Origin of the sequence: Roseibium sp. AS2, from assembly GCF_038900065.1 — a bacterium.
Classification (GTDB): Bacteria; Pseudomonadota; Alphaproteobacteria; order Rhizobiales; family Stappiaceae; genus Roseibium.
Genome location: NZ_JBBMQN010000001.1, coordinates 1066585 through 1081638 on the forward strand (window position 1 = coordinate 1066585; position 15054 = coordinate 1081638).

Consider the following 15054-nt stretch of genomic DNA (forward strand, 5'->3'; position numbering starts at 1 on the left):
GGTGCGTTCCTCAAGAAGAGTAAAAAAGAATGCCGAGGCCCGTTTTCCGAGATTTCGGCACAGGGTCTTGTTCCTGCCGAACAATGCCATCCGGCGTCGCCCGGACAGCCGAAGCTCCGCGGACAGCAGCCCGCGGAGCCATCCGGTTTAGCCGAGCACGGTGTCGTCCACAAGGGCGCCCGGTCCGGGTGTCGCGCCTTCCGGGCATTTGCCCAGAATGATCATGCCGAGCACATCGTCGTCGGTCACATCCGTGGTGCGGGCGGATCCCACAAGCTGGCCGTTCTTCATCACCGCGATCCGGTCGCAGAGCTGGAACACGTCATGAATGTCATGGCTGATCAGGAAAATGCCGAGGCCCTGTTTTTTCAGTTCCTGGACGAGTTCGGCCACCATCTGGGTCTCGTGAACCCCGAGCGCCGCCGTCGGCTCGTCCATGATCAGGATCTTGGCGTTGAAGTAGACCGCCCGGGCAATCGCGACCGACTGGCGCTGGCCGCCGGACAGGGCTTTCACGGGTGCGTGGAACTTGCTGAAATTCGGATTGAGCTTGCCCAGGATCTTGCGGGTTTCCGCTTCCATGGCATCGTCGTCGACAAAGCCGAGCGGCGAGGTCAGTTCCCGTCCGAGGAACAGATTGGACGCCGCATCGAGATTGTCCGCCAGCGCGAGCGTCTGGTAGATGGTCTCGATATTCTGTGCCCGCGCGTCGCGCGGCGAATGAATGTGCACTTCCTCGCCGTTGATGCGGATCTCGCCGCTGTCGGCCCGATAGGCACCGGACAGCATCTTGATCAACGTCGACTTGCCAGCGCCGTTGTGGCCCAGAAGTCCGACCACTTCGCCGGGGTAGAGATCCACGGAGACCCGGTCGACGGCCTGCACTCCGCCGAAGGAGATGCTCATGTCTTTCAGTTCTACGAGAGGTGTTGCCATCGCTCAGTCTCCCGTGCGCTTGCGGTAGATGATATCGACCAGAACGGCGAGGACCAGCACGGTGCCGACCACGATGTTCTGAAGCGGCGCGTCCACGCCGACCATGGCCATGCCCGATTGCAGGGACTGCATGATCAAGGCACCCAGGATCGCGCCATAGATCGTTCCGATCCCGCCGGCCAGGGCCGTGCCGCCGATGACCGCAGCCGCGATCACCCGAAGTTCGTCGAGGGTGCCGATGTCGTTGGTCGAAAAGCCGAGCCGGGCGGCGGCCACAGCCGCTGCCAGTGCCGCCAGCCCGCCCATGATGGCGAAGACCTTGACGGTCAGGAAACGGGTGTTGATGCCCGACAGTGCCGCCGCATCCGGGTTGCCGCCGGTCGCGAAAATATACCGGCCGAGGCGGGTTCTCTGGGCAACCACCGTCATGACGATGGCCACGACGATCAGGAGGACCACCGAATAGGGAATGCCGTAGCCCATTGTCAGGCCTTCCGGCAGGGTCTCGCCGCTGGCCTCGAAAATGCGCTTCAGCCGTGCCTTTGGAATGTCATAGGCGTTCAGGACCCAGACGAAACCGAGAATGGCACAGGCGGTGATCATCGCCATGGCCGCTTCGGCCCAGGCCGGCTTGACCGGAAATCCGTGGGAGGCCTTGCGGCGGCGCGAGGCGATCTGCAGCCACAATGCGGCCGCGACGGCCAGTACGCCGAAAATCCAGGAGCCGGTTTCGCCCATGGTGCCGCCGATGCCGCCGATCTTGGTGAAGGTCTCATCGAGCGGGCCGATCGTCTGACCGGATGTTATGAACCAGGCGACGTTCCGCCAGACCAGCAGGCCGCCGAGCGTGACGATGAACGCCGGAATGGCGAGATAGCCGATCATCCAGCCCTGAAACGCGCCGATGAGGACACCGACGACGACCCCGGCCAGGATCGCCAGGATCCAGTTGGCGGGGTGGCCGAGACCCAGGATTTCGGGCAGGAAATCGGTCTGGACGACCGCCATGACCGCCGCGATGGTGGCAAGGACCGAACCCACGGACAGATCGATATGGCGGGTGACGATGACGAACACCATTCCTGTCGCCATGATGGCGACGGACACGGTCTGGATCGTCAGGTTGAAGATGTTGCGCGGTGTCAGGAACCGGCCATCCGTGAACACATTGAACACCAGGCACAGAACGACGAACGCTCCGATCATGCCAAGAAACCGGGTGTCGAGCTGCAATGCGGCAAACAAGTTTCGTGCTGTCGGGCTTTTCTGCCCCGACAGTGCGGTGTCGGACATCGAGGTTACTCCTGCTTGGAGACCAGTACGCTTTCGCATCGGGTGGCCCATCCCGGAGAGCGGCTCTTGCGGCCGTCCCTGTTGGAGCGGCCCCGGTTCCATCAACCGGGGCCGTATTCAGTACGCGTTCTTATCAGTTACAGGGAGCCGGACCGTTTTCCACGCCCTGGCACAGGTCTTCCTTGGAGATCCAGCCCGCGTCGACGACGGCGGTCAGGTTGTCCTTGGTGACCGGAAGCGGCGCCAGGAACTTGGCGGTCAGCTCGGAGCCGGACGGAGACGTCCAGACGGCCGCGCCGTCAACACCGGACAACTCGCTGCCACCCGCCAGGGAGACCGCGATTTCACCGGCTGCCTTGCCGAGTTCGCGGGCGTCTTTCCACACGGACACGGTCTGGGTGCCGCGTGCAACGCGGTTCAGAGCGGCGTGGTCGCCGTCCTGGCCGGACACCGGAATGCCGTCCATGCCCTGCGCGGTCAGCGCGGCGACAACACCGCCGGCGGTGCCGTCGTTGGACGCCACGACCGCATCGACCTTGTTGTCGTTGGCCGTCAGGAGCTGTTCCATGTTGCGCTGTGCGTTCGCTGGCAGCCAGCCGTCGGTGTAGGCTTCGCCGACGATGGTGATGTCACCTGCATCAAGCGCGGACTGGAGCACTTCCTGCTGACCACCGCGGAGGAAATCCGCGTTCGGGTCGGTCGGCGAGCCCTTGATCATGACGTAATTGCCCTTCGGCGCGGCGGCCAGGACAGCGCGTGCCTGCATGCGGCCGACTTCGACGTTGTCGAAGGTCAGGTAGAATGCGCGCGGATCGTCGATCAGACGGTCGTAACCGACAACCGGAATGCCTTCGTCGGCTGCGGCCTGAACAGCCGGGCCGATGGCCTGCGAGTCCTGGGCCAGGATGATCAAAGCCGTCGCGCCCTGCGCGATCAGCGCTTCAACGTCGGACAGCTGTTTCGCGGACGAGCTCTGCGCATCGGCGGAGATGTACTTCGCACCGGCAGCTTCCAGCGCGCCCTTGATGGCGGCTTCGTCGGTCTTCCAGCGTTCTTCCTGGAAATTGGACCAGCTCACGCCGACGACAATGTCTTCCGCGCTGGCTACGGTTACTGCGGTTGCGGACAGCAGGGCGCCCGCCAGCAAAGTGGTGATTTTACGCATTGCGATGTTTCCTCCAGGTGGCGCAGCTCACGTCGATCGGCCGCACCGAAATATACTTGTATGTTGAAGCGACTTTTGGAGACGCCTTCAGATAGGACAACCTTGTTGCTATTTTTTTTGGTCCCCGAAAAAAAGTTGCAGGAAAGCGCTGCTCCTGTCAACATGGTTTTACAAAACTCTGCCCAGCGGGAGCGCGATCTTCCGAAAAAGGGCGGAAACGCCGGGAAAAACCCGGGACTGAGGAAACACCGAGGGAAGAGCTGAGCGAGCATGACACGCAAAGCGGACCGGGATCAGATCCGGCGCCAGAACCGCAGTATTGTTCTACAGGCCCTGCGCCGGAACGGCCCGATGGCACGCATCGACCTCGGGCAGGCAACCCGCCTGAGCCCCGCCACAGTGACGGCGATCACGTCGGACCTTCTGGAGCAGGGGCTGATCCTAAATCTGGAAAGCGAAGAGCCCAAGGCACCGCTGGCGCGCGGCCGGCCGCGCGCGCTGCTGAAGCTCAATCCGGAAGCGGTCTATACCGTCGGGGTTCGCCTTGCCGTCAACAGCATCGACCTGTCGCTGGTCGATTTTTCCGGTCAGGTGGTGACGGAAGAGCGCCTGCGGTTCGACACGGCATCCGCGGACGCGTCGAGCTTTCCGGACACGCTGACCGAAGCCATCAGGCTGTTCCTGCAGACAGCCGGCATCGGCCCGGACCGCGTCCGGGAGATCGGCGTCGCCGCCCAGGGGGTTGTCGAAACGGAAACCGGCATGGTCGCCTGGAGCCCGGCCTTTGCCGGCCGCAAGATCCCGATCGTCGGTCCGCTGCATGAGGCATTCGGTGCCGACTGTCATATCTCCAACGATACCAACATGATCACCGAGGCGCTGCACTGGTCGGACCCGAACCGCTACAGCGGCACTTTCGCGGTGATCATGCTCGATTACGGCGTCGGCATGGGTCTTTATCTCGACAACCGGCTTTTTTCCGGCGCCAGCGGCACCGCCGCCGAATTCGGCCACGCCAATCACCTGCCGGACGGCGCGCTGTGCCGGTGCGGCAAGAAAGGCTGCATCGAGGCCTACCTGTCCGACTATGCGCTGGTCCGGGCCGCCTCGCACCTGCCGGAAGACACCGATCCCGTCACCATCAAGGCCGGTGTCGACGGCCTGGCCCGGCTGATCGCGCTGGCCGGATCGGGCGACACGGATGCCTGCAACGCCTTTTACGAGGCCGGCCGGGTCCTCGGCTACGGTCTTGCACGGATGATCGCGATGATCGACCCGAAGCGGGTGGTGCTGACGGGCGCCGCGATGCGTGCCTTCGCCTTCATGGAAAAAGGCATGTGGGAAGGGCTCGAGGATGCTCTGGTCGCTGACCTGAGGCACAATTTCACCCTCGACGTGATGCCCTGGAACGAGAACCTCATCCGCAGCGGGCTGATCGCCCAGTCCATGGAACGGCTGGACATGGATTTTCTCGGACTGGAGACCGGTTCCCCCAGTTCCCCCGATCGTGAGGCGCCCAGCGACGGTCCGGAGACCCCGGCATGAGCCCGCGAAACTTCCTGCCAGGGGTCGTCTGGCTTGCGGTCGCATTGATGCCGGCCGGAGCGGCCGGCGCCGAACCTCCCGTTCTTCCCTGGAGTGAACGCGTCCTTGTCGAGGACGTCGACATCGAGGCTCTGGCAGCCTCCGGAGAAGATCCCGTCGCGGTGCTGCAGCCGATCGGCGAGCGGCTTTTCGAGGCCAAGTTCACCTCGCTGGACGGCGCGGGCCGGCCGGATGCGACCGGGGCCATCGTGCCGACAAAGGTGCGCCGCCGCTCCCACCTCGCCTTCCAGCGGCTTGCCGGCATGGATGCCAATGCCTGTGCGTCCTGCCACAATGAACCCGTCATCGGCGGTGCCGGCGCCTTCACGGCCAATGTCTTCGTCTCCGAAGGTTTCGAGAGCGCCGATTTCGACACGATCGATCCGCAGTTTTCCAACGAACGCAATACCAACGCCCTTCAGGGCGCGGGCCTGATCGAGCTGCTTGCCCGTGAAATGACGGCGGAGCTGAGAATCCAGCGGCAATCGGTCCTGGAAAAGACGCGCTCCAGCGGCCGGCCGGAGGAGATCGCTCTGGAAGCGAAAGGGGTTTCCTTCGGATCGCTGAAGGCCTTTCCGGACGGCACGCTCGACGTGTCCGGCCTGGACGGGATCGACGACGACCTGACCCTGCGCCCGTTCAGCCAGAAGGGGGTCTTTGCCTCCCTGCGCCAGTTCACAGTCAACGCCATGAACGCCCACCACGGCATTCAGCCACAGGAACGGTTCGGCGCGGCCTGGACCGGCACGGACGATTTCGACGGCGACGGCCACAGCAACGAAATGACACCGGGCCAGATCTCCGCGCTGGTCGCGTGGCAGGCCACCCTGCCCGCACCGGGGCGCAAACAGGACCTGCCGGATCTGTGGCAGAGCGCCGCCGGCCAGGGCGAGACCCTGTTCGGCGAGATCGGCTGCACGTCCTGCCACATTCCGGCCCTGCCGCTGGACTCCCTCAAATTTCAGGACCCGGGCCCGTACGACACTGCCGGCACCCTGCGCCAGAGCGATGTCGCCACGCCGCTGGTCTACGATCTCGGCACGCTGGACTGGGTCAAGGCCCTGCCGCGCGACGAACAGGGCCGGGTTCTGGTGCCGCTTTACGGCGATCTGAAGCGCCACAGGATCGCCGACGCACAGAACGACACCTTCGGCAACGAACTGCTGGCGCAGCGTTTTGTCGCCAGGGATGTCTTCATCACCTCGGAACTGTGGGGCATCGGCAGCACGGCGCCCTATGGCCACCGCGGCGACCTGACCACACTCAGTGAAGTGATCCTGGCCCATGGCGGCGAGGCAACGGAGAGCCGCAAGGCCTATGCGGCACTGCCGGAGACCGACCGCCAGTCCATCGTCGCCTTCCTGCGCAGTCTGGAGATTGCCGAATGAGCCGTGCGGCCTTCAAACTTTCCGTCATGCTGCCGGCACTGCTCGCAGCGTCCCCGGGTCTGGCTCAGGACAGCGTACCCGAAGCCTCCCTCGCACCGGTGCCTTCCTTCGTGGAGGAAGCTGGGAGCGCGGGCATCGAGCACAGGTATGACGGGGCCTGGGAATTCTTCGTCGGTGGCGGCGCGGCCATTTTCGACTGCAACGGCGACCGGCGACCGGACCTGTTCCTGGCCGGCGGCAGGAACCCGGCGCAGCTCTTTCAAAACGGCAGCCCGACGGCGGGACCGCTCACCTTCACGGCGCTGCCGACCGGCATGAACGAACGGCAGGCGGTTCGGGTCCTCGGCGCGTATCCGCTCGACTTCAACAATGACGACGTGCCTGATCTCGCGGTGTTACGCCTGGGTGAGAACCTGCTGCTCGAGGGCAAGGGGGACTGCCGCTTCGAGGTGGCCAACCGGGCTCTCGGCTTCGATGGCGGGCGTGACTGGACAACCGCGTTCTCGGCCACGTTCGAGCCGGACCTCGACTATCCGACACTGGCCTTCGGCAACTATGTCGACCGCTCCGCACCCGGTTCGCCCTGGGGCACCTGCCACGACAATTTCCTGTTCCGGCCGGACAAGACGGCGGAGGGCAGCGCCTCCTATCCGGAGCCGACGCGCCTGTCGCCCGGGTTCTGCACGCTGTCGATCCTGTTCACCGACTGGAACCGGTCCGGCGAAGCCGCGCTCCGGGTCTCGAACGACCGGCACTATTACCGCGGCGGCGAGGAACAGCTCTGGGCCGTGCCTGCGGGCCGCCCGCCCAGGCCATACCGCAAGTCCGACGGCTGGCAGCATCTCAAGATCTGGGGCATGGGCATCGCCTCGATCGATCTCGATGTCGACGGCTTTCCCGAATACGCCCTGACCAGCATGGGCGATACCAAGCTGCAGAAACTGGACGCGGAAACGGACGAAACCGTTCCGGTCTACCAGGACATCGCCTTCGATCTCGGGATTACCGCCCACCGCCCCTACAAGGGCGAGGACCTCAAGCCCTCGACCGGCTGGCATTCCGAATTCCAGGACGTCAACAATGACGGCCTGTGGGACCTGTTTATCGCCAAGGGCAATGTCGAGGCGATGCCGGATTTCGCCGCCGTCGATCCGGACAATCTTCTGATCGGCCAGTGGGACGGCCGGTTCACCGAAGCCGGCGGACTTGCCGGCATCGGCCTCGACCGGCGCGGCCGGGGTGCGGGCCTGGCTGATTTCAATTCGGACGGGCTGCTGGATCTGGTCGTCGTCAACCGGGCCGCGCCCGTCAGCCTGTTCCGGAACCTCGGGCAGGGAACGGCGGAAGCGCCGAAACCGCTCGGCAACTGGCTCGCGGTCGATATCCGCCAGCCGGGCCAGTCCAACCGACGCGCGGTCGGGGCACGGATCAGCGTCAAGACCGGCAATCACACACGGGTGAAGGACATCCAGATCGGCGCCGGGCATGCCTCCGGCCAGTTGGGGTTCGTCCATTTCGGCCTCGGGGTCGCCGAACGTGCCAACATCCGCATCAAATGGCCGGACGGGGACTGGAGCCACGCCTACCGTGTCTTCGCCAACAGTCACGTGATCATCGAACGCGGCGCGGAAAAGGCCAGGCTCTGGTATCCGGAATAGGCGTGGCCGGGCCGCGTTTCAAAGGGTGACATTGCGGCCAATCTGCCTGAAAATGCCGGGAACATTCAATGCTTTGGAGTTTTCGTGACCATGGCCGGTCCCCACGACAAAACCGTTTTCAATCCGCCTTCCGTGCGCACGCCCTTCGGGGACTATAACCACGGTCTTCTGGTGCCGGCAGGCGCCAGCCTGCTGGTCACGTCAGGCCAGCTCGGCATTCGGCCGGACGACACCATCCCTCCGGACGTCACGGCACAGGCCGAAATCTGCTTCGAGGCCATCGGCGCCATCCTGGAAGAGGCCGGCATGGGGTTCGAGGATGTCATCCGGATCTCCGGTTTCGTCACCAAGCGGGAAGATTTCCCGGCCTATATGGCCGTCCGCGACCGCTACACCGGTGCGCTCAAGCCGGTGTCGACCCTGCTCATCGTCGGCGGTTTCACCCGCGCGGAGTTTGTGGTCGAGGTGGAAGTGACGGCGGCGAAGGTTTTCTAGCCGGGTGAGACAAGCTTGCGGCTGGTGCAGAAAACTCATCCGGGACAGAGATCCGGCTGCGCAAAACGCGTCCCACCCCGGCCATGCTCACACAGATCCGGTCCCCGCGTTTCCAGTCACATCAAGTTGGCCCCCCCTCGTGGCCTTCCCCGACTTGATCGGGGATCCAATCTTTTCCAGAGCGGCAGGGCGCGGAGGAAGTGTCCATCGCAACAGGCTCCGAAGTGGATTGGATCCCCGCTCGGAGGCGGGGAAGGCCGATTCGGATTCGCTCAGACACCACGGCCTAACATTTTATCAGGGGTCGCTCTGATGACCGAGACGCAAGCTTCTGGCCAATCGGCGTTTTGCGGTCTTGCTGCGCTGGCGCGTTGAAGCAGAACCGCTCTCTCAGAACCGCTCCATCGTCTGCCCGACCTTGTCCAGAAACGCGCCGGTGGTCTGCGGTGTCGCGTTGTTCATGTCGTAATGGGCAAGGTACCTGACGGGGGCGCCGAGTTTGATCTGCGCCCGGACGACCCTTGTGACGATCTTGCGCGGCGGGTCGCCGACCAGGAAGGCCCGCCACCGGCTGCCGCCATAGGTCATGACCGCCGCGAGCTTGGTTATGTGGCGCAGGGTGGGCGTCAGCTTGCCGTCTTCCAGATCAAAGGACACGCCGGGCAGCCAGACCCGGTCGAAATAGCCTTTCAGCATGGCGGGGAAGCCGAAGTTCCACACCGGTGTGCAGATCACCAGACCTTCGGCGGCCTTGAGGCGCTCGCAATAGGCGTCGACCCGTTGCCGGTTTTCCGGAACGTCATGGTAGATGTCCCGGTCATGCGCCGACAGGACCGGATCGAAGCCTTCCTCATAGAGGTTGCAGCCGTCGACCTCATGGCCCGCCTTTTCAAGGCCTTCACAGGTCCTTTGATAAAGCGCCCGGCCGAAGCTTTGCTCCTGCGGGTGGGAGTGAACAACCAGTACACGCATGGATTATGCCTCGGCAAAGGCCTGAAGGCCCGGAAACAGGTAATTCTTGCCCGAATTGAAATCGAAATCCGGATTGTCCCAGGCGATCATCTTGCCCGGATTGAGCAGGCCCCTCGGATCGGTCTCCTTCTTGAAGGCGAGCTGCACCTGGTCGGTCTGCTTCATGCCGCCTTCCTCCAGCGTATAGCGGTGCGGATTGAAGATCCGGCAGCCGTTGTCCTCATGAAGGCGGATGATTTCCTCCAGCCGTTCCTCGGTGGTGTAGCGGACCAGCGGCAGGCCGGAGCACTGGACCTGGCCGTCGAAACGCAGGAATTCCAGGTGGCCGAAGATTTCGCCCGGGAACATTTCTGTCGTCTTGCGCACCAGCTCCACATGATCCGGACCCGGATACTGGGTCTGGAGATAGGTGAAGGAATTGTCGAACTTGAGCGCCCTGAGCGTGGTGTGGTTCCATGCCAGCTCATAGGCGTGGGGAATGCCCTTCATGCTCTCGACTTCGTCGGAGCGGAAGCGGACCTCGCCTTTCATCCGCTCGGCCAGGGCCAGCACCGAAGGCATGGAATGCGGTGCCACCATCAGCACGGTGACCGCCTCGCCTTCCTTCAGCCAGGGCTTGTGCCGCGTGAAATAGTCGAACGGAATCGGCGCTGAAATCGGAGCCACTTCCTTCAGCAACAGACCGTTGCTGCGTGCCAGCCTGTCGGAAAAGACCACCGCATCCATGAAGGTGTCATGGCCGACAATGACGTCGACCCAGTCGTAGGCGGTCGTCAGCGGCATCTCGACTTCCGTGATGATGCCGTTGGTGCCGTAGGCGTGGCTGACCTTCTGCAGGTCCCAGGCGGACAGCTCGATCACGCGGGGCTCCGCCTCCATCGTGACGATGCGCAAGCGCAGGATGTTGCCGAGATCCCGGAGGCCGCCCCAATGCACGGACCCGACACCGCCGGACCCGCCGGCAATAAAGCCGCCGATTGTTGCCGTCTGGGCCGTGGATGGATGAAACCGGAGCTCCTGACCGGAGTGTTCCTTCGTCTGCCTGTCGAGTTTCGCCAGCACGATGCCCGGTCCGCAGACCACGCGGCCCGGCGCAATTTCCCTGACCTCGTCCATCTTCGACATGTCGAGCACGATACCTCCGGAGAGCGGCATCGCCTGGCCGTAATTGCCGGTGCCTGCACCACGCGGCGTGACCGGAACGCCATGGGCGAAGGCGGTCCTGAGCACGCGGATCACCTCGCCCTCATCCTTCGGAGAGACCAGAAGATCGCCGGTGACATTGTCGAGCTGGTTCTTCAGGATCGGGGAATACCAGTAGAAATCCCGGCTTTTGGCCTGTACCAGCCGCGGATTGTCTTCCACGGCGATGCCGTCGAGTTCGGCCTTGATCTTCTCGTAGTCGGCCATGATCAGCCTCTCATCAGCGGGTCAAGTTCACAATAATCCGGCAGGCGGCGGTCGATGCCCATGCCATTCCGCATCACGATGCGGTCCGCCTGCGGACGGGACAGAAATTCGCTCCAGCTTCGGGCGTTGAAGATGACCAGATCGGCGGACAGCCCGGCCGCGATGCGCCCGGCCTCCGGCACCTTCAAGATATCGGCCGGCAGCGACGTGACAACCGTGGCCGCGTCATCGAGAGGATGGTCCAGATGCGCGATCCGGACGGCTTCGCGCAGCACTTCCACCATGTCGAGATCGCCGTAGGCATAGAACGGATCACGGGTGTTGTCGGAGGCGACGGCCACCGGCACGCCGGCCGCTTTCAACTCGTGCAGCAGGGTGATGCCGCGCGAGCGCGGCGTGCGTCCCGGCTGACGGTCCTGGAGATACATGTTGCACATCGGCAGCGAGACCACGGAAAGGCCGGCTTCTGCGACCTTGCCGATCGTGGCCTCCGCCGTGCTGTCGTCCTGGCGCGCCAGCGAACAGCAATGGCCGACGGTGACGGCGCCCTCAAACCTGTTGCGCAGCTTGGCCTCGGCGATCGCGCGCAGCGTCAGGACATTCCGATCCTGGGTTTCGTCGACATGGAGATCGAGATCGAGCCCGTTGTCCGATGCTGTCCGGAACAGGACATCCAGCCGCCGGTCGAGATCCGGCATCGGATAGGTGACGCCGCCCAGCAAGGCACCGCTCGCGGAAACCACCGAGACCAGGTCGGCGAAATAGGCTTCATCGTCCAGAGCGTCGATCGGAAACAGCGCCACCGCCTGCAGGGCAATCCGGTCTTTCCAGCGCGCGCGCATGTCACGGAACACCTCGAACGAGATCCGGTGCTGGGGCGCAAGACTGTCGATATGGGTGCGCAGCAGGCCGGTGCCATGGGCATAGGCGCAGCGCAGCGAGAACTCCATGCGCGTCTTGACATCGTCCGCCGTCCAGCTGGCTTCCCGGTCGGTCCGCACCGCCGCCAGCGCCCCTTCGAAATCACCGGTCCGGTTGGGCTCGCGGTCCCAGATATGACCCTTGTCGATATGGGTGTGCATGTCGGCAAAGCAGGGCCAGACCATCTTGTGCCGCAGGTCCGGGCCCTCGATCCCGGCAGGTGCCATGCCGGCGGCAAGCACCGCCTCGATCTTTCCTTGCGCAACGATGAGATCCGCGCTGCAGAGCCCGTTTGCCGTCGGACCGGAAAATCCGGGCACCACGGCTGCGGGAAGGGTCGCGGCGCGCAGCGCGAACCTGTCGCTTCTGGGAAGATCCAGCACCATCAGTTCTCCCGCTTCAGGCTGCTTTCGTGCCAGCGATGCAGCGTCCACCAGGAAATGAAGGACGTCATCGCGAAGATCACCACACCCAGACTGGCCAGGAGGAAGAGCGCGGCGAACAGGCGGGAAATATTGAGACGGAACTGGGACTCAAGAAGACGGAAGGCAAGACCCGAGCCCGCCCCGGCGGATCCGGCGGCGAATTCGGCAACGACGGCGGCGATCAGCGCGAGTCCGCCGCCGATCCTGAGCCCGGTCATGAAATAGGGCAGGGAGGCCGGCAGCTTCAGGTAGATCAGCGTCTGCCAGCGCGAAGCGCCATTGAGCTCGAACAGGTTGAGAAGATTGTGATCGACGCTTTTCAGGCCCTGGACCATGTTGGACAGGATCGGGAAGAAGGCGACCACGAACGCGCAGATCAGCAGCGCGGACTGGGTCGTCGGCGCATAGATCAGGATGAGCGGCGCGACCGCGATGATCGGCGTGACCTGCAGGATCACCGTGATGGGATAAAGCGCGGTCTCGATCCAGCGCGACTGGACGAGGAGGATCGCCATGCCGCCGCCGCCGATCAGCGCCAGGGCCAGGGAGGCCAGCGTGATTTTTGTCGTCACCCAAAGGGCGGGCAGAAGCACGGGCCAGTCGGTCAGCAGCGAATTCAGCACAAGCCCCGGACCCGGCAGGATGTAAGGCGGGATGTCATTGACCGTGACCATGACCTGCCAGAGCCCGATCAGTACACCGATCACACACAGAGGCACGAGAATGGTGAGGACGCGGTCCCGGCGTTTGGCCGCGGCGGCGCTCTCCTTCGTCGGCAGCTTGACGGCTGCCGGGATGCGGGCGCGGACCGGCTCCTGGCCGGTGCCGGCCGCCCCGCCTGCCGGCACGCGATCGGCCGTTTCAGTGGTGGAAGACATCGTCAATGCTCCTCGCCTCCCATGGCTTCGGACAGCATGCCGGAGACCTCTGCGCAAGCCTGACGGTATTCTTCGGAGACGCGGTATTCGGCATCCCTTTCAAGACTCGTGTGCAGCGGAAAATCCGCATGGACACGGCCCGGGCGGGCCTTCATCACCACGATCCTGTTGGCCAGATAGGCCGATTCGTAGACCGAATGGGTCACGAAGATCACCGTGATCCCGGTTGTCTTCCACAGATCCAGAACATCGTCGTTCAGTTTCTGGCGGGTAATCTCGTCGAGGGCCGCGAACGGTTCGTCCATCAGCAGCAGTTTGGGTTCCGTCACCAGGGCACGGGCGATGGACACGCGCATTTTCATGCCGCCCGACAGTTCCCGCGGATAGGCCTTGTGAAAATCCTTGAGGCCGACGCTTTCCAGCGCTGCGTCGATACGGCCGGCCGCCGCCTTTTTCGACATGCCATTGAGGCGCAGCGGCAGGTAGACGTTGCCGAAAACGGTCTGCCAGGGCATCAGCGTCGGTTCCTGGAACACAAAACCGATGTCTCCATCGGGCAGGCCGCGCGCATTTATCCTGAAACTCGGCCAGTCGATGGCGCCTTCGGAGATGCCGCCGAGACCGGCGATGATCCTGAGAGCGGTCGACTTGCCGCAGCCGGAGGGCCCCAGCAGGCTGATGAATTCTCCCGGACGGACGGTCATCGACATGCCCGAGAGCGCAACTGTGCCGTTGGAGAAGACCTTTGAAACAGTGTCCATGGCGACAAGTGGACGGGAAGATCTGGGACTGCGGGCCGCCGGTGCGCCGGCGTGTGTGCTGCCCTGTTCGGCTATGGCCATACTGAACTCTGTATCTGGAGGCGGCCGCCCCGCACGCAAGCGCGGAGCGGATTGTCTGTCGTCAGGGCTATCTTACTTCTTCAGGTCGAGACCGACACCCTTGCAGACGAATTCCGTCGTGTAGGACTTCGAATAATCCAGGGAAGCCTCCACGACACCGATCGACGCCAGCGTGTCGAAAAACTGCTTGAAATGCGCGTCGGTCATGCAGCCGATGCCTTTTTCGAGGGTGTCGCCGGAATCGACGATGCCGTATTCCTTCATCTTTTCCAGCGAATAGGCGAGCTGACCGTCGGTCATTTCCGGGTTATCCGCCTTGATCAGGTCGTTGGCGGCGGCGTTGTCGCCGTAGAGGTAGTTGTACCAGCCTTCGACGGAGGCATCGACGAACCGCTGCACCAGGTCCGGATTTTCCTCGACGAGGGACGTGGAGGTGGTGATCATCGTCGAATAGGGGGTCCACCCCGCATCTGCCAGGAGAAACACTTTCGGGGCCCAGCCGGCCTGTTTCTCGATCTCATAGGGTTCGGAGGTCAGGTAGCCCTGCTGCCCCGCCTTGGGATTGATGATGAATGGCGCCGGGTTGTATGTGTAGGGCTTGAACTGGGCATCGGAGAAGCCTTCGAAGTTCTTCTTCATCCATTCGAAGTAGGTGACGTACCCGTCCTTGCCCATGTAGATGGTTTCGAGCTTGGCAAGATCCTCGAACGTGTCGATGCCCTGATCCGGATGCGTGGTCAGGATCTGCGGATCCTTCTGGAACATGCTGGCGACATTGATCAGCGGAATGCCCTGCTTGACGTAGTCGAAGCCCTTCAGGGTTCCGCCCATGTAGAAATCGATCTTGCCCGAGATCAGCAGCGCGTCATTGGCGGCCTGCGGGCCGCCCGGCGCGATCGTCACCTTGAGACCGTATTTTTCATAGGTGCCGTCGGCGACGGCCTGGTAGAAACCGCCGTGTTCGGCCTGCGCCTGCCAGTTGGTGCCGTAGGTCACCTCGTCCAGGGCGACTGCGTGGGAAGCAGCGGTCCCGGTGAGAAGAACAGCCGCGAGAAGTGTCTTCGCGGATGGGAAAACTGTCATTTGA

General features: G+C 63.5%; 13 protein-coding genes. 4 read left to right on the forward strand and 9 right to left on the reverse strand.

The features are described 5' to 3' along the window. Positions 1-147: 147 nt before the first annotated feature. The 3 genes from WNZ15_RS04850 to xylF all read right to left on the reverse strand — a co-directional run bounded on the left by WNZ15_RS04850 (position 148) and on the right by xylF (position 3394). On the reverse strand, positions 148-936 hold the full coding sequence (locus WNZ15_RS04850) for an ATP-binding cassette domain-containing protein (protein WP_342891800.1): 789 nt from the start codon (positions 934-936) through the stop codon (positions 148-150). 3 nt (positions 937-939) lie between these two features. After that, positions 940-2229 carry a sugar ABC transporter permease gene (locus WNZ15_RS04855; protein ID WP_342891801.1) on the reverse strand — a complete coding sequence of 430 codons (1290 nt, stop codon included), beginning with the start codon at positions 2227-2229 and terminating at the stop codon, positions 940-942. 133 nt (positions 2230-2362) lie between these two features. After that, entirely contained in the window at positions 2363-3394 is a 1032-nt protein-coding gene (gene xylF, locus WNZ15_RS04860; RefSeq protein WP_342891802.1) for a D-xylose ABC transporter substrate-binding protein, read from the reverse strand. A gap of 270 nt (positions 3395-3664) precedes the next feature. Between xylF and WNZ15_RS04865 the strand changes: the two genes are divergently transcribed. The 4 genes from WNZ15_RS04865 (at position 3665) to WNZ15_RS04880 (ending at position 8519) form a co-directional block, all read left to right on the forward strand. After that, positions 3665-4939, forward strand: a complete 1275-nt coding sequence (locus WNZ15_RS04865) for an ROK family transcriptional regulator (RefSeq protein WP_342891803.1) — start codon at positions 3665-3667, stop codon at positions 4937-4939. Then, complete coding sequence (locus WNZ15_RS04870) at positions 4936-6366, forward strand: di-heme oxidoredictase family protein (RefSeq protein WP_342891804.1); 1431 nt, start codon at positions 4936-4938, stop codon at positions 6364-6366. The genes WNZ15_RS04865 and WNZ15_RS04870 overlap by 4 nt, the downstream gene beginning before the upstream one ends. Then, positions 6363-8024 carry a CRTAC1 family protein gene (locus WNZ15_RS04875; protein WP_342891805.1) on the forward strand — a complete coding sequence of 554 codons (1662 nt, stop codon included), beginning with the start codon at positions 6363-6365 and terminating at the stop codon, positions 8022-8024. Before WNZ15_RS04870 ends, WNZ15_RS04875 begins: the two co-directional genes overlap by 4 nt. Before the next feature lie 90 nt (positions 8025-8114). Next, positions 8115-8519 (forward strand): Rid family hydrolase, encoded by a 405-nt coding sequence (locus tag WNZ15_RS04880; RefSeq protein ID WP_342891859.1) that lies wholly within the window; start codon positions 8115-8117, stop codon positions 8517-8519. 390 nt (positions 8520-8909) lie between these two features. On the opposite strand, the gene WNZ15_RS04885 is transcribed toward WNZ15_RS04880, so the two are convergent. The 6 genes from WNZ15_RS04885 to WNZ15_RS04910 form a co-directional block, all read right to left on the reverse strand. Next, a complete protein-coding gene (locus WNZ15_RS04885) occupies positions 8910-9491 on the reverse strand; it encodes an NAD(P)H-dependent oxidoreductase (protein WP_342891806.1) in 582 nt (193 codons plus the stop codon). Between the two features lie 3 nt (positions 9492-9494). Continuing rightward, positions 9495-10901: an FAD-binding oxidoreductase gene (locus WNZ15_RS04890; RefSeq protein WP_342891807.1), complete on the reverse strand. Its 1407-nt coding sequence runs from the start codon at positions 10899-10901 to the stop codon at positions 9495-9497. Between the two features lie 2 nt (positions 10902-10903). After that, positions 10904-12208, reverse strand: a complete 1305-nt coding sequence (locus WNZ15_RS04895) for a cytosine deaminase (protein WP_342891808.1) — start codon at positions 12206-12208, stop codon at positions 10904-10906. Further along, positions 12208-13125 (reverse strand): ABC transporter permease, encoded by a 918-nt coding sequence (locus tag WNZ15_RS04900; RefSeq protein ID WP_342891809.1) that lies wholly within the window; start codon positions 13123-13125, stop codon positions 12208-12210. Before WNZ15_RS04900 ends, WNZ15_RS04895 begins: the two co-directional genes overlap by 1 nt. Before the next feature lie 2 nt (positions 13126-13127). Next, a complete protein-coding gene (locus WNZ15_RS04905) occupies positions 13128-13967 on the reverse strand; it encodes an ABC transporter ATP-binding protein (RefSeq protein ID WP_342891810.1) in 840 nt (279 codons plus the stop codon). Positions 13968-14039: 72 nt separating this feature from the next. Beyond that, positions 14040-15050, reverse strand: coding sequence for an ABC transporter substrate-binding protein (locus WNZ15_RS04910; protein ID WP_342891811.1), 1011 nt, complete (start codon positions 15048-15050; stop codon positions 14040-14042). Positions 15051-15054: the final 4 nt, after the last annotated feature.

Coding starts and splice junctions, on each gene's coding strand:
- WNZ15_RS04850 (WP_342891800.1), bottom strand. CDS start 936: ATGGCAACACCTCTCGTAGAACTGAAAGACATGAGCATCTCCTTCGGC.
- WNZ15_RS04855 (WP_342891801.1), bottom strand. CDS start 2,229: ATGTCCGACACCGCACTGTCGGGGCAGAAAAGCCCGACAGCACGAAAC.
- xylF (WP_342891802.1), bottom strand. CDS start 3,394: ATGCGTAAAATCACCACTTTGCTGGCGGGCGCCCTGCTGTCCGCAACC.
- WNZ15_RS04865 (WP_342891803.1), top strand. CDS start 3,665: ATGACACGCAAAGCGGACCGGGATCAGATCCGGCGCCAGAACCGCAGT.
- WNZ15_RS04870 (WP_342891804.1), top strand. CDS start 4,936: ATGAGCCCGCGAAACTTCCTGCCAGGGGTCGTCTGGCTTGCGGTCGCA.
- WNZ15_RS04875 (WP_342891805.1), top strand. CDS start 6,363: ATGAGCCGTGCGGCCTTCAAACTTTCCGTCATGCTGCCGGCACTGCTC.
- WNZ15_RS04880 (WP_342891859.1), top strand. CDS start 8,115: ATGGCCGGTCCCCACGACAAAACCGTTTTCAATCCGCCTTCCGTGCGC.
- WNZ15_RS04885 (WP_342891806.1), bottom strand. CDS start 9,491: ATGCGTGTACTGGTTGTTCACTCCCACCCGCAGGAGCAAAGCTTCGGC.
- WNZ15_RS04890 (WP_342891807.1), bottom strand. CDS start 10,901: ATGGCCGACTACGAGAAGATCAAGGCCGAACTCGACGGCATCGCCGTG.
- WNZ15_RS04895 (WP_342891808.1), bottom strand. CDS start 12,208: ATGGTGCTGGATCTTCCCAGAAGCGACAGGTTCGCGCTGCGCGCCGCG.
- WNZ15_RS04900 (WP_342891809.1), bottom strand. CDS start 13,125: ATGTCTTCCACCACTGAAACGGCCGATCGCGTGCCGGCAGGCGGGGCG.
- WNZ15_RS04905 (WP_342891810.1), bottom strand. CDS start 13,967: ATGGCCATAGCCGAACAGGGCAGCACACACGCCGGCGCACCGGCGGCC.
- WNZ15_RS04910 (WP_342891811.1), bottom strand. CDS start 15,050: ATGACAGTTTTCCCATCCGCGAAGACACTTCTCGCGGCTGTTCTTCTC.